The following is a 16434-nucleotide window of genomic DNA, read 5'->3' as shown; positions in this document are numbered from 1 at the left end:
CTCCTGGCCCACATCCGTAGGGTGAAGTTACCGATCGGCCACGAGGCCCACGGACCCCAGGAGGAATCATGACCCGGACCACCGGTACCAGCACCTGGCTCGACCTCGGCATCCACGACCTCGACGCCGCAAAGACTTTCTACGCCGGCCTGTTCGGCTGGACGTTCGAGGACCTCGGCGAGGACTTCCACCATTACAATCTGATCCGCAACAACGGCGCCCTGGTGGGAGGCGTTATGGATGTCTCCGGTATGACGTGCCCGCAGGGCGAAGACATCCCCTCCGAGTGGGGAGTCTTCCTCGCCGTCGACAACGCCGACGCCCGCCTGGCAAAGGTCACGGCCGCCGGCGGCACCGTGGTGACATCCGCGTACGACGTCGGCGACTCCGGTCGGATGGCCGTGGTTCTCGACCCAACGGGCGCCGTTATCGGGCTATGGCAGGCCTTGGAGCTCGAGGGCTACGAGTTCACCGGATCCCCCGGATCCCCCGTGTGGTTCGAGTTGATGACGCAACGCTTTGACGACGCCGCTGCCTTCTACACCGCCGTGTTCGACGCCGACCTCATCCCGCTGAGCGAGCCCATGGAAAATGACGACTTCCGCTACGTGACCAACGGCCAAGGTGAGGATGCAAGCTGGGGAATAGGGGATGCGAGGGGGGTAATGCCGGAGACGGCCACCGGGTGGCGCATTTACCTGGGTGTGGCGGAATGCGATGCCGCCGTCGACAGGGTCCGGGAATTGGGCGGGAGCCTGCTGGACGGCCCCGTGAATTCACCGTTCGGGCGCATTGCCACTGTTGCCGACCCGGAGGGCGCGAGTTTCCAGATCTGCGCAATGAGCGAGGCCGCCCCTGAGGGATGAGGCAGGATGGTCAGGGCAACGAGGGGCTTCATCAGCCTCGACCGGACCATACGGATAACGGATTTCACTTTGAGCGCTGGGCCGGCCTCGAAGTAGTGCAGAACCTTACCATGGCCCCAAGACCCACCTATCCCCGGTAAGGGTGGTGGGCTGGCTGATCAGTACGCCTTTGCAGGCCCACCGGTACGCAAGTCCGCCAGCGCAATGGTCGCCGCGTTGTACCCGCACATGCCGTGCACGCCCCCGCCGGGGGGCGTTGCCGCAGAGCACAGATACACTCCCGCGATGCCGGTGGCGTAGGGGTTCAGGGCAGGCCGAGGCCGGGCGAGTAACTGACGCGGCGAATTCGCGCCCGTGATGATGTCACCGCCGACGAAGTTTGGATTGTAGCTCTCCCACTGCGTCGGCGTGGTCGCCACGGTGGCCACAATGCGTTCCCGGGCGCCCGGGGCGAAACGTTCGAGCTGGGCGAGCATTGCCTCCGTCACGTCACCCGCGTAACCGAAGGGTACGTGGGCGTAGGCCCAGACCGGGTGCACGTTGCCCCTCGATCGGGTCGGATCCGCCAGGTACTGCTGCCCGACGAGCATGAAAGGCTGCTCCGGCATCCGACCGGCATACACCTCACGTTCGGCGGCAACCACCTGGGCTGCGGCACCACCGACGTGCACCGTGCCGGCGCGATTGCAGTCCGTGTTGGCCCAGGGCAGGCCGCCCTCCACGGCGAGGTCGAGCTTGAAGGCGCCGGGGGCGCGTCGGAAACGCTGGTAAGCGCGGTGCACCCGTGTCGGCAATGCATCGCCGGCCAGCGCGATGGCGACGTCGGGCGCCACGTCGAGCAGTATCAGATCCGTGGGCGGCAGCTCAGACAGTGAACGCACGCGCACTCCGGTCTCGATCCGGCCGCCGTGCTCGACGAGGATCTGCGCGAGGGCCGCTGTGATGACGGCCGAGCCGCCCTCCGGGACCGGCCAGCCGACCCGGTGTCCGGCGGCCAACAGCATGAGCCCAATAGCAGAGGTCGCGGGCCGGGTGAGCGGATGAATGGCATGCGCGGCTGCCCCGGTGAACAGTGCCCGAGCCTCAGGCGTGCGGAAAGCACGCCCGAGTGCGGTGGCCGACAACCCGGCACGGGCCCCGAAGCGCGCCAGAGACACCGGATGCGCGGGTACATGCAGTATCGGACGCATGAGGTCCTCGAACAACTCGTCCAGGTGCTCGACAAGGGGCTCGAACACACGCCGCCACGCGGACCCGTCCGCACCCAGCCCGGCGCAGGTCGCCTCAAGTGAACGGTGCAGCACACCCGCGCTACCGTCGTCGAGGGGGTGCGCCGCCTCAACCGGCGCCCAGCGCCACTGCACCCCGTGCGCCCCCAGGTCGAGGCTGGTGAAAAATGGGGCTGCCAGGCCCATCGGGTGGAACGCGGAGCAGTGATCGTGCAGCAGCCCGGGAACGGTGAGCTCGCTCGTGCGGGTGCCGCCGCCAATGGTCCCGGCGGCCTCCAGGACGGTCACCTCCATGCCGGCCCGGGCGAGTGTGATCGCGCCCGCCAGGCCGTTGGGTCCGCTGCCGACGACGATGGCCGTAGTCATACTCCCATCCCATCACAGCGGGGCCATTTGGAACACCGCCCGGGGGTAGGCTGGCCACGTGGAGTGGTTCTTTGCGGACGACTACTGGTTTGCGCGGTTGCTTTTCATGCGGGCACTGGCAGCCGTATACCTCACTGCGTTCCTGGTGGCCCTCAATCAATTCCGTCCATTGCTCGGCACCAACGGCATGCTGCCGATCCCCCGCTTCACCGCCCGCGTACCGTTCCGACGCTCCCCGAGCATTTTCCACTGGTATTACTCGGACCGTTTCTTCGCCTTGATCGCAGGCTTTGGCGCCCTGCTGGCCGCTCTATCGCTGGTCGGCGTCACTGACGTGCTCCCCCTGCCGGGCGCCATGGCCGTGTGGCTCGTGCTGTGGCTGCTGTATCAGTCAATCGTCAACGTGGGTCAGACCTGGTATGCCTTCGGGTGGGAATCGCTGCTGCTGGAGGTGGGGTTCCTGGCCATTTTCCTGGGGAACGCGGCTACCGCTGCCCCGCTCCTCGTGTTGATCCTGCTGCGCTGGGTGCTCTTCCGGCTCGAGTTCGGGGCCGGGCTCATCAAAATGCGCGGCGACATGTGCTGGCGAGACCTGACCTGCCTGAACTATCACCACGAAACACAACCCATGCCGGGGCCATTGAGCTGGTACTTTCACCGGCTGCCCGCCCCGCTGCACAAGGTGGAGGTCGCTGGTAACCACTTCACCCAATTGATCGTCCCGTTCGGGTTGTTCTTGCCCCAGCCGGTGGCTGGGATCGCTGCGGGGATCATGATCGTCACCCAGCTGTGGCTCGTGATCAGCGGAAACTTCTCGTGGTTGAACTGGATGGCCATCGTCCTGGGGCTCTCCGTGCTCCCCGATACCTTCTGGCAGTGGTTGTTGCCGCTGCCCGCGGCATCGGACGCCACCGGGCCAGCGTGGTGGGTCGCGCTCGTGGCCGCCGTGACCGTCCTGGTGGTCATTCTGTCCTGGTGGCCGGCCAAGAACCTGCTCTCCCGCGGTCAGGCAATGAACGCCTCTTTCGACCGGCTGCACCTGGTCAATGCCTACGGGGCCTTCGGCTCGGTGACCCGGGTCCGGTGGGAGGTCGTGGTCGAAGGGACCCACGACCCACAACCCGGCCCCGGCACGATGTGGCAGGAGTACGAGTTCAAAGGTAAGCCCGGGAACGTACACCGCCGCCCGGCGCAGTTCGCGCCCTACCATCTACGACTGGACTGGTTGATGTGGTTCGCCGCGCTTTCCCCCGCCTATGCACGCTCCTGGTTCCCCGGTCTCGTCAACCGGCTGCTGAGAGGTGATCGAGCCACGCTGAAACTGCTGCGCCGCAATCCGTTCCCCGACGCCCCGCCCCGATACATACGCGCTCGGCTGTTCCGGTACCGGTTCACCACCCGTACCGAACGGAACGAAACCGGTGACTGGTGGGTACGCACGCCCGATGCCACCTTCCTGCCGCCCGTCACGCTGGCCGGCGAGGATCAGAATGTGGACCCTCGCCCAGGAAACTGACACGATGAGCCCTGGGCACGAACACCGTCAACGTGGAGGGACATGAATCTACCCCGCACTCTGATCACCGCTGCCGCGGGAGCCTATGCCGCGAATTGTTCCTTGGGGATTTCGGTGGCCAAGCAGTGGGTCGACACGTCCAACTTTCGGTGGGTTCATCACGGCCTGTACATCCTGACCGCGACCACCACGGCTGCCGCATTCTTCGCGTGCGCTACCCGGCGCTCGCCCGCGGCGCTTGCGTTGGCTCCGGCTGCGGCTCCCCTGTTCCTGCTGCAACATCACGGGGCGCGCCCGCTCCGGCGTCATACCCGTGACGCGCTGTTGGCGGCCCCCTGCTATGCGGCCGGTCTTGTACTGGCCCGGAGGTGATCCATGGAGTTTCTCGATGCCGTGTTCAACCGGCGCACCACCAATGGCCCCTTTCGGCCGGATCCGGTCAGCCCCGAGCATCAGCAGACCCTGATTCGCGCCGCGGCGGCCGCGCCCTCCCAGTTCAACAGCCAACCCTGGCGGTTCGTGCTCATTGAGGACCGGGACACCATCGAGACGGTGGCGACCATCAGCGGCGAAAGCATGGCCGAAGTGATGAGCTCCGGCACCTTCTTCAACAGGTACAAGAAGTACTTCAGGTTCAGCCAGAAGGAAATGGACACCCTGCGCAGCGGCATGCTCTTCGACAAGTTGCCGGCTCTGCTGCGGCCCTTCACCTCCCGGGCCTTCACCCCGTCCGGGCAGAACCTGATGAACAAGCTGCGCGTGCCGCAGACCCTGGGCCAGGAGAATCGCAAGCTGGTGGCGGGCTCACCCCTGCTGTTGGGCGTCATGCTCGAGCGAGGCGAGTATCGCCCGGATGAGCTCTCCGGTTTCTACTCGGTTTTCAGCATGGGCGCGGCAATGGAGAACTTGTGGTTGACCACGGTGGAGTTGGGCATGGGCATCCAGTTCGTCTCATTCCCCATGGAGGCCCCGCATCAGTGGCAGCGCATCGTGGATATGCTGCATGTTCCGGATGAGCTGGAACTCATGGCCGTGTACCGGCTGGGTTACCTCCCCGAGCGAACCCACCGCCCGGCCATCGACTGGTCCAGCAGGGAACGCAAGCGCCCCTCCCAGTTCGTTTTTCGCGAGACGTGCAATGTTCCGCAGGAGGGCTGGGACGACGACGTGCGGCCGGGTTCTGCGTGAGCTGGGAACACCGCAAGTAATCGGAAGAACCGCTGCCGACGCACGCTCCACCCCGGGGGTACGACAGCGGCCAGTTCACCCCGGCGATAGCTGCGACGAATCGACAAGAGACCGTCGAACCGGGCGAGCGTCCGCGTGCGAAGCAAAGGGAGCGTACCCACCCAGTACAGCAACCAGGCCAGTCGGCTGCGCCGCAGGTCGTTGTGGACCGCCACGCAGCGGGTCAGTGCGGAGGTGTCGGTGAGCAGTTCCGTCAGTTCGCGCTGCGATAAGTGGTGGAGGACATGGTTGGAGACCACGGCGTCGAACCGTTCCCCCGCAGCCACCAACGCATTGCTGTACTCCGCTCGGTAATCCACCCCGGCGCCGTTGTCGTGGGCTACCGCCCACGCATGGGCCCTCAGATCCGGATCGATCGCGGTCACGGCCAGAGGGAGCCCGTCACGGCGGGCCCACCGGGACAGGCTCCGAGCCACGTCACCGCCCCCGCTACCCACGTCCAGCAGGGTGGCCGTCCGGCCTTCTCGCGCGGCAGCCCGCAGGACCGGGCGGATCCACTGGCGGTACAGAGGCCGCCACGACGTGACCAACGGGTTGATCACCCCGAACAGGCGATACGTCGCATTCAACGCGACCGGATCGCAGTTCGGATCGTCCATCAACTCCGGCTCATGGGTACTTCGACGGCGCAGGAGCGGGTCTTTCATTGACCCGTCGCCTCGGCGCCCGCGGCGCGCAGCAAGGCGCTCTCGATGCTGAGTCCGGGTCCGAAGGCCATTGCGCCCAGCAAACCGCGGGCGTTCGAGTGTCGGATCCTGTCCAGGACGAAGAGGATGGTCACGCTGCTCATGTTCCCGGCGTCGGCCAGCACCGCACGGGACGGCTCCATTTGCTCCTCCGTGAGCGCCAGACGGGATTGCACCTTGTCCAGAATGCCCCGCCCGCCGGGGTGCACAGCCCACAGCGGGATGTCCGCGGGGTTCAGCTGTGCCCGGGTCAGTAATGGAGTCAGGGCGTCCGTGACGTGATCGTCAATGATGCGAGGGACATAGGTTCCCAAGATCAGTTCGAACCCTTGGTCCCCCACGCTCCACGCGAGTTCATCTTCACCCACCGGTGCCAGGGTCGTTTCGAAGTCCAGCAACTCCAGTGCTGGTTCTGCCGACGAGCCGGTGGTCTCTCGAGCGGTGATTACGGTGGCTGCGGCGCCGTCCCCGAACAAGGCATTACCCATGATGGTGTCCGGGTCGTTGCGCACGTGCAGGTGCAGGGTGCACAGTTCCACGCACACGACCAACACCACGGCGTTCGGATCCGCGAGGCACGCAGTGTAGGCGGCACGCAGGGCGGGGAACGCGGCATTGCACCCCATGAAACCCAGATGCATCCGGGACACGTCCGCCGGCAGCCCCAGATCCTTGACCACGCGCACGTCGGGGCCCGGCGCGAAGAACCCGGTGCAGGACACGGTGATCACGTGCGTGATGTCCTCAGGGGCCACGGTGGGCGCGGCCTGGGCGATGGCCGTGCGCGCAGCGCGCACGAACAAACGCTGCGCGTGCTCGGTGTAGAGCTGGTTGCGGGTCTGGGTTCCCGGTGAGAGCAGGTGCCCCGACTCGGGATCCACGAAGGGCCCCGATGCGGCATCGACATTGGCTTCGTCGCGGTCCAACGAGGCGGCCACACCGAGTTCCGGCAGGACCGTGCGGCGAGTGGCCACCCCGGAACCCGCGAAAGCCGAGCGGACCAGCCGTGATCCCAGCCGGGTCATGGCCGGTTGTTCAGCGAACATCTGTGCGGCGCCCGGTTGATGCATTTGGGTATCCGGAACGGCGGTCGCAATCGTATGCATTCGTACGGTCATACCCCATGGTAGGCACGACAGAGGCCACGGTGGCCGCACATTTTGCCGCTGGTGTGGCCTTCGTGGCGAGGTCTCGGCGTCGGACGCACTCAGTGCGGCCCCATGACCGGCGACCGGGGTGCTCGATCACCGACGAAGTGGCGATCAATACGTAACGATCCTGGTCAGTCCCGGGGGCGGCGCATCTCCTCGGGAAGACTTTCGAGCAACCGCAACCAGAGTTCGGACACCGTGGGGTAGCTGGGAACCGCGTGGCGCAGCACAGGCACGGGGATTCGGCCGGTGATGGCCACCGTAGCGGCATGCAGTTGTTCACCGGCCTCCGGACCTACGAACGTGGCGCCCACCAGACAACGGCTCTCGCGGTCCACCACGATCTTGGCCTGTCCGGGAACGTCATTGCGCAGCAGTGCGGACCCCGCCACGGCGTTGTAGGCAACCTGGGCCGTGACCACGTCGATGCCCTGCTCATCCGCCGCCACCTGGGTGAGACCCACCTGTGCCACCTGCGGTTCGGTGAAAATGACCTGGGGAACGGGCGGACTCTGAACCTCGAAGGGTTCCGGGTCACCCGTGGCCACCGCCCGGATTCGGGCACCCAGCACGCGTGCCCGGTATTTGCCCCAGTGGGTCAGGGGCACATCGCCGCTCGCATCACCCACGGCGTGCAGCCAGGACGGGAGGTCGCGGTCAATAATGTTCTCCGGGGTGAGGCCTACGGCATCCAGGCCCAGGTCGTCCAAGCGTGGAGCGCGCCCGGTCGCTGCCAGCACCTCGTCCACGTCCAGCTCGCCCGACGTGGTTTCCAGGTGCACGGCTCCGCCGTGGATCTTCCCCAGGCCGGTGTGCTCCGGGTTGTCCCGGCGGCATGCGGTCACGGAGGTGTTGAACATCACGTCCACGCCGTGGGTCTTCATGCCGTCCAGGACACTGTGTCCCGCGAACGGTTCGTTGCCGGTCAACAGAGCGGAACCACGTACCAGCAGCGTGACGTGTGCTCCGAGACCGGCCAGCCACGTGGCCGCCTCGCAGGCAACTACCCCTCCGCCCACGATCACCAACCGTTCGGGAACTTCAACCACCCCGGTCGCATCGGCGGAGGTCCATACGTGCGCACCCTCGAACTCCGCCGGCACCGAGGGTTCGCTGCCGGTCGCCAGGATCACGGCGTGCCGCGCGGTGATGGTGCGCGAAGCGGCGTCGTCATCGACCCTGACGGTACGCTCCCCCGTGAGGTGAGCGTGGCCGCGGAGCACTTGGATCCCGGTGGATTCCGCCCACTCGACCTGTGAGGAGTCGTCGTAGTGCGACACGAACGCGTCGCGGCGCTGAAGCATCCCGCCGTGGTCCAGACGCGCGGGTGACACGCCGTCGACGTCCGCGGAGGTCCCGGCCACGTCCAGGGGGCGCAGCAGGGCTTTGCTGGGCATGCACGCGTAGTACGAACATTCACCACCCAGCAGGTGGCCCTCCACGATCACGGCGGTGAGGTCGCTGCCTTCGATCGCGTATTGGGCCGCGTTCTCGCCCACCGCTCCGCCACCGATGACCACGACGTCCACGGTGAGATCTTGTCGATCCGCTTGCTGGGTATCAGGCATGAATGCCCCTTTTATCGGTCGATGTGGTGAGGCTGAAAACCGGCCTCACCACATCGAGTAAGCAGCCCACTGATTGTTGGTGACATCGTAAGCGTGCACCGCCCTCCTGAACAGTGGCCCTAGTGATGGCCACCACCATGCACATCGTGGAAGGCCATGACGCCCTTGGGCAGGACCGTGAAGGGCCGCATCATGGTGTGGTCCTCATGGTCCAGGATGTGGCAGTGGTACATGAAACTGCCCGTGGCCCCGGTGAAGTCTCCCAGGACCTGCACCCACTCTCCCGGCTGCACAACCCACGTGTCCTTCATGCCCGCGGTCTGCGGCGTTATCGGCCGCCCTGACCCCGGCACCGGCAACGGGTCGGGTGTGGAAGCCGTCACCGGATCGAAGCCCGGCAGCGCCCCGCCCGGTCCGAGCGGCCACTGCCACCGGTTGATCATCTGAAACTCGGTCATGTGGATGTGCATCGGGTGCGCAGGACCGCCCAGGTGCACGATGTTCCACACGACCCAGTCGCCCTCCGAGAACCTGATGGTCAACGTATCGTCGAACAACTTGGCCGCGGGTTTGAACGTCAGCACTTGACCGTCCGCGCGAGTCAACCGGATCACATCCGTGGCGCCGGGGTCCTCACCCTCCTCGAGTTGTCTCAGCTCCCACATTTCCGGGTGCACGGAACCCCTGATGCCGGGAGGTACCACCGCAACCCACGCGTGCCCGTGATGGTCGATCACCTCGGCTCCGATGATTAACTTGCCGTCATCCGTGTGGCGATACCGTACATAGTCGCCGTTGAGCACGGCCGGGAGCGTGAAGCGGTCGAACACCCGGCGGTCGTCCACCCGGAACTGCATGACGCTGGCCTCCACTTGGCCCGGCTGGGCATTGAGGGCCGTACCGTTCTCATTGCGCAGCTCAAGAGTGCGGCCCCGGAACGCCGAGAAATCCACGAGCACATCCACTCGTTCACCCGGGCCCATCTCGATGATCCCGTCCTCCGGTGTGAACGGGGCCGGCAACAAACCGCCATCCGTCCCGATCACCACCAGGGCGTTGCTCTTGCGGCGAGCGCCGAAGGCCGGGTCCGTACTGGGAACAGCCGTTCCCGGGGTGAATTTCTCATCAGTGGTGTCGTGGAGCGAAAACCGGTGGATCCTGGAGCTCGAGCCGTTGAGCAACCGCAGCCGGTACCAGCACGCGTCCACGTCCTTGGTGGGCCAGATTCTGCCGTTGACCATGGTGAACGGTGCCGTCACGGGAATCTCGCCCTTGATTCCGGTGGATCCGGTGAACCCGGCCTGTTTGTACAGGGCTCGGCCGGTGAACTTCATGGTCCCGGCCGGGGCATTCGGTGCTGATTCCAGGTTGCGATCGGCGACGCCCAGGAATAGTTCCCGATCGCCAGACGGCAACCGCAGCCTCGCTTCCTGGCCGTCACGAATGATGTAGAAACCGGAGAGGCCCGCAAAGACGTTGAACCGCGTCACGGCCATCGCGTGATCGTGGTACCAGAGCGTGGTGGACTCTTGCCGGTTCGGGTAAGTGCAGCGTGTGACGCCACCGGGCAACGCAACATTGTGCGCCCAACCGTCATTGTGCCCGTTGGTCAAGGCCCCGTGCAGGTGCACCACCGTGGCAGCGGTGAGTTCGGCGGTGTGGCCCAACCGCGGGTACGAGTCCTCGCCGGGCCCCTTGTCCGTGGCCCGCCCACCCGGAAGCACAGCCGCGCGGAAGTCCGCGTTCACCCCGGGCTGCCCGGGAGGCAACGGGGGCAATTCGGGCACGCGAACGACGTCGTACGGCAGGGGCAACGCGTGGCCGTCCCGTTCCAGCCCGTTCTCCCAATCGATGCGCACGGAACGGCCCCGCTGCACCTCGATCGTAGGCCCGGGCAAGCCACCCTCGTACGTCCATGCTTGGGCGGGCGGGATATCAGCGTGGAATCTCACGGGCGCGAGTTCGGCACGAACGCGAATGGGACTGTCCTCCGGCCGGCGCCACGCTCGGATGATGGCGGGTTGCGGTAGCCGATCACGGAACTTTTTCAGCCCCAGACCCGAGTCGATGCCCGGCAACGGCACCGGTCGCGGCGGCCACCACGGGAATCCGGCGGGAGGACTTGCAAGCGGATGGCTCGGTTTCTTCGCCGACGACGCCCGCTCCCGCGTGGGTTCGCGCGGCGGATCCGCCAATGCGTCGGGTTCTTCGGCGGTGTCCGGTTCGACGGGAGCCAGCCTCGCACCGGGCTCTGAGGGAAGTGGCGGAGCACTGCCTGTTTGGGCCAGGTCGGCGTACTCGACCGAGCCTGGCTCGGGAAGATTCTGGGGGGTGGGGGTGGGTGTAGCCATGATGAGCCCTCGCTTGGCGAGTAGTCCTGTGGCACGTGGTCCACCGCAGCCAACGGCGGCCCTCTACTGCCCTGGTACGAATTAGCATATGCAAATAACGGCCCGTTGGCGGTCACGATTCGGTTAAGGATCTTGCTGAGGCTAACGCTTTCCCTGCGTGCGGAAAAGTGCCTTTAACTAGGCGTAATACACCGTGACGTACCGCCTCTGCGTTCACATGTGAGCCACGTCATGTGTACCGTGGAAATGCCACACCGTAGAACGGTCGGCATCAACTTTCGGACGCGCCGGCCCAGCGGACCCACGATGAGGAGATGCCATGAACGAGCGTGACCTGACTTCCCCGACCCCTGCCACTGACCTGGCGACCACCCCCGCTAAGAAAACTTCTCTAACCCGCACGGGCTTGGCCTTTCTCGGCATCGCGGGACTCTTGACCCTGGCCGCCTGCGGCAATGACGGGGGCGGTGGGGCCTCGGAAGAAACTGGTGGGCAGGAAACGAGCGCGGCGGCGTCGGAATCCGAACCCCTGGCAACCGCGAATGTTCAAAATACCGAGGGCGAGGACTTCGGCACCGTCGAGTTCTCGCCCGCGGAAAACGATGATCAGGCCATGGTCGTGTCCGCAGAGCTGTCCGGTCTGGAACCCGGCTATTACGGATTCCACGTTCACACGAACGGTGTTTGTGAAGCGGAGAGTTCCGCTACCGACGACCCGTCCGAGACGGGGGCCTTCCTGTCCGCGGGTGGCCACCTGGGTGGCGATGACGCGCGGCACCCCGAGCACGACGGTGACCTGCCCGCCCTGTTGGTCATGGAGTCCGGAGAGGCCAAGCTGACGTTCCAGACGGATCGGCTCACCACCGAGACCCTGATGGACGACAACGGTTCCGCCCTCATGATCCACTCGGACCCGGACAATTACGCCAACATTCCTGAGCGGTATGCCGCGGCTGGTCCCGACGAGGATACTCAGTCCACCGGCGACGCGGGAAGCCGTTTGGCGTGCGGCGTGATCGAGTAAGCAGTTGCCCGCAGTCGTTCGCCGGCGGGGTTCAGTCCTCGCGTAGCGGTACGAATTTGAATTTCCCGTGGCGGGTGATCTTGGGGCCCCGATGACCCTGGCGCACACGCAGCATCTCACCGGCCACGGGGATGACCATGACGCCGCCCTCCCCCAGTTGCTCCACCAGTTGCTCGGGGAGGGCGTTGGCCATGGCGGAGACGAGGATGCGGTCAAAGGGTGCTTCACCCGGGGCTCCGAGTTCGCCGTCGGTGGCTTGCCGGATGTGCACCCACGGCTGATTCTGCTGGGCGTTGGCGGCGCGCGCCGTGCTGACGAGTTCGGGGATGCGTTCCACGCCGATTACCTCGCCCTGGTCACCCACCAGGGACCCCAGCAGCGCCGAGCTCCACCCGGATCCAGCACCCACATCCAGCACACGATGACCGGGGTGCACGGCCAATAGTTTGAGCATGGCTTTCACCGTGCTGGGTTGTGAATTGGTTTGCTGGTACCCGATGCTCAGCGGAGCGTCCTCGGACGCGAACCGACGAGTTTCTACGGGCAGGAAGTCGGTTCGGTTGATCCGGGTGAAGGCTTGTGCGATCGGGTCCATGACTGTCCCTAACGGGTTGAACTATGCGTCAATTCTCCCTCAGCGGGCCGCCGCCGGGGAGCCCTCCAGGCCAGGATGACGGCAACGATCAGAGCGGACAGGGTCCCGGTGATCATGTCGACCATGGTGTCGTAATTGTTGATCTGCGCCCGCGACCCCGTTGTCTGATCCGCCGCGAACTCTCCGACTTCCCACAGCATGGCGACCAAGGCGCTGACCGAGGTAATCACCGTCGCGCGTAGCCAGCGGGGCAGGACGAAACCATGCTTCCGCTCGACGGAGCGAAGAATGTAGTCCGCCCAGACAGCGATCATGATGCCCGAATAAAAGTGGACCACGGTGTCCCACGGTTCCCACACATCGTAGAACCGGCGATAACTGCCCATGTATCCGCCGGTGAACAGCAGGATGGCGTAAAGCAGCTGGAGGTACATGGGGATACGTGTCCGCCCAATGGCTTCAACGACCAGGGGTGTTAGCGACACCTGGAACAAGCCCATGGCCAGGAACGCGTTCTCAGCATCTCCCCGTGACCTGTCCCCGAGGAACGACACCACGAACACCGCCTCCACGATGATGAGCGGCGTATGCCTCAGCAACATCCCTCTGAGCGAAACACGTTTCGTCATGCTCCTGACCCTACGTGGCTACCTATGGATATTCTTGTGCTCCAGCCAGGGAAGAAGGTCTGACCCATGAGCCAGCGGGACATCGTCGATGAACTACTGGATGAGCATGGGCGCACGTACGCGCGGGAAGCGGGCATCAACCTCGAGGACACCCCCGCATCCCTGTTCCAGCTGCTGGTACTGGCCAACCTGCTGTCCACCAGAATTAACGCGGGGATTGCCGTGGCCACCGCCCGTGAGCTGACGAACAGCGGATTCAGCACTCCCGAGAAAATGCGTGACGCCACGTGGCAACAGCGCGTGGATGCACTCGGCCGCGGCGGGTACCGCCGATACGACGAACGCACTGCCACCATGCTCGGCGACTGCGCGGTCCTCCTCCTCGACCGTTACACCGGGGATCTGAGGCGGTTGCGTGACGAATCGCAGGACTCCCAGGAGAGCCTGAAACGGCTCCAGGAGTTCCCCGGAATCGGCCTCACGGGCGCAGCAATTTTCGCCCGCGAGGTTCAGGGATTGTGGCCGGTCATGGCACCGTTCTTCGACAAGAAAGCCCTGGACGGCGCACGGAAACTGAACCTGCCGGACAATCCCGATGCCTTGGCCGGTCTCGTGTCGCGCGAGGATCTGCCGCGCCTGGCTTCCGCACTGGTGCGCGTGACCCTGGACCGGTCCGCGAGGTAGAACGGAAAACTTACAAGGACGCCAATGTCATGGTGGTGGGCGCGCCCCCGGAATCTCCACTCGGTGTACTTCTTCATGTCCCGGCCACCCCAAGGCTTCCTGGCCGTCAGCTTCTTCCAGCACCGTTGGTCCTGCTGACATCCTCGGGACCTGGGGAAACACTCCGCCAGTCCGGTCTCGAGTTGCCCGACGTTCTTGACCGAAAGGTTCACCGTGAACACTCGAAGCCACCACAAGTTCGACCGCATCTCACAGGCCACTGCTGCCGCGGCCCTGTCCGTCGCGGTCCTCGCGCCGTTCGCTGCTCCCGCCCATGCACAGCCCGATACCCGCCCGACCGCGGAGGCTGCGGCGAAGAACGAAACGCGGGCGGCGTCGTCCGCGAACGAGCCTTTGCTCATCGGCCACCGAGGTGCGGCAGGTACCGCACCGGAGAACACGGTCTCGGCGTTCAAGGACGCGCGATCCTCGCACGCGGATTACTTCGAGATCGACGTGCAGCTCTCCGCGGACGGCGTGCCCTTCCTCTTCCACGATGACACCCCCGCGCGCACCACCAACGTGGAAGACGTGTTCCCCGGCCGCGAGAACGACCCGATCACCTCGTTCACCTGGGCCGAGCTGCAGCAACTGGACGCGGGTTCGTACTTCTCGGACCAGTTCGTGGGCGAGAAGATTCCGCACTTCAACGATGCCGCCAAGATCGCCAACAATAAGATCGGCGTGTTCATCGAGATCAAGTCGCCGGTCAACTCCCCCGGCATTGAACGGGTCGTGGCGGACGCGCTGCAGAACAACCGCGACTGGAACCGCCTGCTTAAGAACGACCAGATCGAGGTCCTGGGTTTCGACGCCGCATCCAACCAGCGGTTCGCCGCTCTCGCCCCGGATGTTCCCCTCCAGCAGCTCATCGGCACCGTACCCGACTCCGCAACCCTCGCGCAGATCGCAACCTACGCCGACCACTTCGGCACGAGCTACCGGACCTTGGACGCCGCCGGCGTGGCTCGCGTCAAGGCCGCGGGCATGGGCATTGGCGTGTACACCGTGAACTCCACCGAGGCTTATGACCAGATGGTGGCGCTGGGCGTGGACCGCGTGACCGGGGACTTCCCCGTCCAGTTCTCCCGCCACGAGCGCGGCCAGAAGCCGTTCCCACAGAACACCGGAGTCCGGATCGCCGGATCGATCAACGATGTGCCGGGAAACGATCTTCAGCCCGAGACCGGTGAGCACGTGATTCTGGAAAACACCACGAATCGGCCGATCGATGTCTCCGGCTACATCATCCGCGACGCCGCCAACACCCAACTCACCGTGGGCAACGGCTACATCCTGGCGCCCGGCGCGCAGTTGCGCGTCTACACGGGCCCGGGTACCAACCGCTCGGACGCCTACTACAACAATGGCACCACCAACGTGCTCAACAACGGCGGCGACTCCGTTGCCCTGTGGAGCGCCAACGGGAACCTGCAGGATACCTTCGCGAACTAGCGTCCTTCCGCACACGACGACGGCGGGCGGTCACCTTCGCACTGAAGGGGACCGCCCGCCGCAATGGGGTCAAGTGGCTTATCAGCCGCCGAGTCCGAGATCCAGCGACACGACGCCAACGCCAATCACCATGGCCAAGGCCAAGAAGAACCCGAGCATGATCACAATGAGCCCCCACGGGGTGCCCTTCTGCGGGTTGGTGGGCTGAGTCTTCGGTGAATCTTCCATGATCTTCCCTTCATTCGGCTGTGCGTCAAGTCTTACAGATTCCGCGTGCGCTCGGCGCGCATGACATGTTCGGTTTGTCAGGGCCACGTGGTGTGCTGGTGGATTTCTTCGGACTCCTCCTAGGAGCTCATGGAACGCTGGGTACTCACATCCAACCTATTGGGGGAAGAGGACACCATGAAGGTCACGATTATCGGGGGCTCCAGGGGCACCGGAGCGTACGTGGGCGCAGCGGCGCTCAAGGCCGGCGACGAGGTCACTGTCTTATCCCGCAGCGGCAACGTACCCGGGGACGTGCGCAGCGTCGTCGGCAGCGCGACCGACCCTGCCGTGGTGCGCGAGGCAATCGCGGGCGCCGACGCCGTGGTGGTCACCGTGGGCGGGGCCAAGGGCGTGAAGCGTCAGCGCGCCGCGGCCACGAGAACCGTGATTGCCGCGATGAAGGACGCCGGCGTGCGGCGGCTGATCGTGCAGTCGTCGTTGGGCGCCGGAGACTCCGCCTCTCAACTCCCGGCTCCATTAAACCTGATCACACCGATCATGCTGGCCAAGGCTCTGGCGGACCACAACGAGCAAGAGGCCGCGGCCGAGAACTCCGATGTGGACTGGACCATCGTGAGGCCTGCGGGGCTGACGGACAAGCCGGCGACCGGTCAGGTGAAAGCACTGTTGGTCGGCCAGGACGGCACACTTGACGGCTCGATTCCGCGGGCGGATCTGGCCCAGTTCATACTCGCCGCCGTGACCGACGAGTCCACATTCGGCCAGGCCATCGGAGTGAGCGGGCGATAGTAAGGAG

At 65.3% G+C, this 16434-nt stretch carries 15 protein-coding genes and 1 pseudogene; 8 read left to right on the top strand and 8 right to left on the bottom strand.

Features of this window, described 5'->3' with window-relative positions; all coding sequences use genetic code 11:
- The first annotated feature begins 68 nt into the window (after window positions 1-68).
- Entirely contained in the window at window positions 69-866 is a 798-nt protein-coding gene (locus tag AC3ENJ_RS08870) for a VOC family protein (protein WP_431813775.1), read from the top strand.
- Between the two features lie 158 nt (window positions 867-1024).
- On the opposite strand, the gene AC3ENJ_RS08865 is transcribed toward AC3ENJ_RS08870, so the two are convergent.
- On the bottom strand, window positions 1025-2461 hold the full coding sequence (locus tag AC3ENJ_RS08865; protein WP_431813774.1) for a phytoene desaturase family protein: 1437 nt from the start codon (window positions 2459-2461) through the stop codon (window positions 1025-1027).
- Between the two features lie 58 nt (window positions 2462-2519).
- Between AC3ENJ_RS08865 and AC3ENJ_RS08860 the strand changes: the two genes are divergently transcribed.
- The 3 genes and pseudogenes from AC3ENJ_RS08860 to AC3ENJ_RS08850 form a co-directional block, all read left to right on the top strand.
- A complete protein-coding gene (locus AC3ENJ_RS08860) occupies window positions 2520-3977 on the top strand; it encodes a lipase maturation factor family protein (protein ID WP_431813773.1) in 1458 nt (485 codons plus the stop codon).
- A 42-nt stretch (window positions 3978-4019) separates the two neighbouring features.
- Window positions 4020-4349, top strand: coding sequence for a hypothetical protein (locus AC3ENJ_RS08855; protein ID WP_190781477.1), 330 nt, complete (start codon window positions 4020-4022; stop codon window positions 4347-4349).
- A gap of 3 nt (window positions 4350-4352) precedes the next feature.
- A pseudogene (locus AC3ENJ_RS08850) lies at window positions 4353-4967 on the top strand (nitroreductase family protein); the annotation flags it as partial.
- Window positions 4968-5023: 56 nt separating this feature from the next.
- Here AC3ENJ_RS08850 and AC3ENJ_RS08845 read toward each other — a convergent pair.
- From AC3ENJ_RS08845 to AC3ENJ_RS08830, 4 genes are all read right to left on the bottom strand, one after another.
- Window positions 5024-5872 carry a methyltransferase domain-containing protein gene (locus AC3ENJ_RS08845; protein ID WP_190781476.1) on the bottom strand — a complete coding sequence of 283 codons (849 nt, stop codon included), beginning with the start codon at window positions 5870-5872 and terminating at the stop codon, window positions 5024-5026.
- Window positions 5869-7017 carry a type III polyketide synthase gene (locus AC3ENJ_RS08840; protein ID WP_223841209.1) on the bottom strand — a complete coding sequence of 383 codons (1149 nt, stop codon included), beginning with the start codon at window positions 7015-7017 and terminating at the stop codon, window positions 5869-5871. Before AC3ENJ_RS08840 ends, AC3ENJ_RS08845 begins: the two co-directional genes overlap by 4 nt.
- A gap of 176 nt (window positions 7018-7193) precedes the next feature.
- Complete coding sequence (locus tag AC3ENJ_RS08835; protein WP_431813772.1) at window positions 7194-8630, bottom strand: dihydrolipoyl dehydrogenase family protein; 1437 nt, start codon at window positions 8628-8630, stop codon at window positions 7194-7196.
- A gap of 119 nt (window positions 8631-8749) precedes the next feature.
- Window positions 8750-10981: a multicopper oxidase family protein gene (locus AC3ENJ_RS08830; RefSeq protein WP_431813771.1), complete on the bottom strand. Its 2232-nt coding sequence runs from the start codon at window positions 10979-10981 to the stop codon at window positions 8750-8752.
- A 319-nt stretch (window positions 10982-11300) separates the two neighbouring features.
- Between AC3ENJ_RS08830 and AC3ENJ_RS08825 the strand changes: the two genes are divergently transcribed.
- On the top strand, window positions 11301-12005 hold the full coding sequence (locus tag AC3ENJ_RS08825; RefSeq protein ID WP_431813770.1) for a superoxide dismutase family protein: 705 nt from the start codon (window positions 11301-11303) through the stop codon (window positions 12003-12005).
- A gap of 31 nt (window positions 12006-12036) precedes the next feature.
- Here the strand turns inward: AC3ENJ_RS08825 and AC3ENJ_RS08820 are convergent, their stop codons facing one another.
- Window positions 12037-12600 carry a protein-L-isoaspartate O-methyltransferase family protein gene (locus AC3ENJ_RS08820; RefSeq protein WP_190781471.1) on the bottom strand — a complete coding sequence of 188 codons (564 nt, stop codon included), beginning with the start codon at window positions 12598-12600 and terminating at the stop codon, window positions 12037-12039.
- 8 nt (window positions 12601-12608) lie between these two features.
- Complete coding sequence (locus AC3ENJ_RS08815) at window positions 12609-13229, bottom strand: DUF2238 domain-containing protein (protein WP_431813769.1); 621 nt, start codon at window positions 13227-13229, stop codon at window positions 12609-12611.
- A gap of 66 nt (window positions 13230-13295) precedes the next feature.
- Between AC3ENJ_RS08815 and AC3ENJ_RS08810 the strand changes: the two genes are divergently transcribed.
- Window positions 13296-13913, top strand: coding sequence for a hypothetical protein (locus AC3ENJ_RS08810; RefSeq protein ID WP_431813768.1), 618 nt, complete (start codon window positions 13296-13298; stop codon window positions 13911-13913).
- A 213-nt stretch (window positions 13914-14126) separates the two neighbouring features.
- Complete coding sequence (locus AC3ENJ_RS08805; RefSeq protein ID WP_431813767.1) at window positions 14127-15407, top strand: glycerophosphodiester phosphodiesterase family protein; 1281 nt, start codon at window positions 14127-14129, stop codon at window positions 15405-15407.
- Between the two features lie 81 nt (window positions 15408-15488).
- On the opposite strand, the gene AC3ENJ_RS08800 is transcribed toward AC3ENJ_RS08805, so the two are convergent.
- Window positions 15489-15635 carry a hypothetical protein gene (locus tag AC3ENJ_RS08800; protein WP_190781467.1) on the bottom strand — a complete coding sequence of 49 codons (147 nt, stop codon included), beginning with the start codon at window positions 15633-15635 and terminating at the stop codon, window positions 15489-15491.
- A gap of 129 nt (window positions 15636-15764) precedes the next feature.
- Between AC3ENJ_RS08800 and AC3ENJ_RS08795 the strand changes: the two genes are divergently transcribed.
- A complete protein-coding gene (locus tag AC3ENJ_RS08795; protein ID WP_431813766.1) occupies window positions 15765-16427 on the top strand; it encodes an NAD(P)-dependent oxidoreductase in 663 nt (220 codons plus the stop codon).
- Window positions 16428-16434 lie beyond the last annotated feature (7 nt).

The sequence above is a fragment of the Kocuria sp. cx-455 genome (assembly GCF_057707085.1).
The sequence above is the reverse complement of the archived record's forward strand: the minus strand, read 5'-3'. Positions and strand labels throughout refer to the sequence as shown.

Coding starts and splice junctions, on each gene's coding strand:
- AC3ENJ_RS08810 (WP_431813768.1), top strand. CDS start 13,296: ATGAGCCAGCGGGACATCGTCGATGAACTACTGGATGAGCATGGGCGC.
- AC3ENJ_RS08800 (WP_190781467.1), bottom strand. CDS start 15,635: ATGGAAGATTCACCGAAGACTCAGCCCACCAACCCGCAGAAGGGCACC.
- AC3ENJ_RS08830 (WP_431813771.1), bottom strand. CDS start 10,981: ATGGCTACACCCACCCCCACCCCCCAGAATCTTCCCGAGCCAGGCTCG.
- AC3ENJ_RS08865 (WP_431813774.1), bottom strand. CDS start 2,461: ATGACTACGGCCATCGTCGTCGGCAGCGGACCCAACGGCCTGGCGGGC.
- AC3ENJ_RS08795 (WP_431813766.1), top strand. CDS start 15,765: ATGGAACGCTGGGTACTCACATCCAACCTATTGGGGGAAGAGGACACC.
- AC3ENJ_RS08845 (WP_190781476.1), bottom strand. CDS start 5,872: ATGAAAGACCCGCTCCTGCGCCGTCGAAGTACCCATGAGCCGGAGTTG.
- AC3ENJ_RS08820 (WP_190781471.1), bottom strand. CDS start 12,600: ATGGACCCGATCGCACAAGCCTTCACCCGGATCAACCGAACCGACTTC.
- AC3ENJ_RS08825 (WP_431813770.1), top strand. CDS start 11,301: ATGAACGAGCGTGACCTGACTTCCCCGACCCCTGCCACTGACCTGGCG.
- AC3ENJ_RS08835 (WP_431813772.1), bottom strand. CDS start 8,630: ATGCCTGATACCCAGCAAGCGGATCGACAAGATCTCACCGTGGACGTC.
- AC3ENJ_RS08815 (WP_431813769.1), bottom strand. CDS start 13,229: ATGACGAAACGTGTTTCGCTCAGAGGGATGTTGCTGAGGCATACGCCG.
- AC3ENJ_RS08855 (WP_190781477.1), top strand. CDS start 4,020: ATGAATCTACCCCGCACTCTGATCACCGCTGCCGCGGGAGCCTATGCC.
- AC3ENJ_RS08840 (WP_223841209.1), bottom strand. CDS start 7,017: ATGCATACGATTGCGACCGCCGTTCCGGATACCCAAATGCATCAACCG.
- AC3ENJ_RS08870 (WP_431813775.1), top strand. CDS start 69: ATGACCCGGACCACCGGTACCAGCACCTGGCTCGACCTCGGCATCCAC.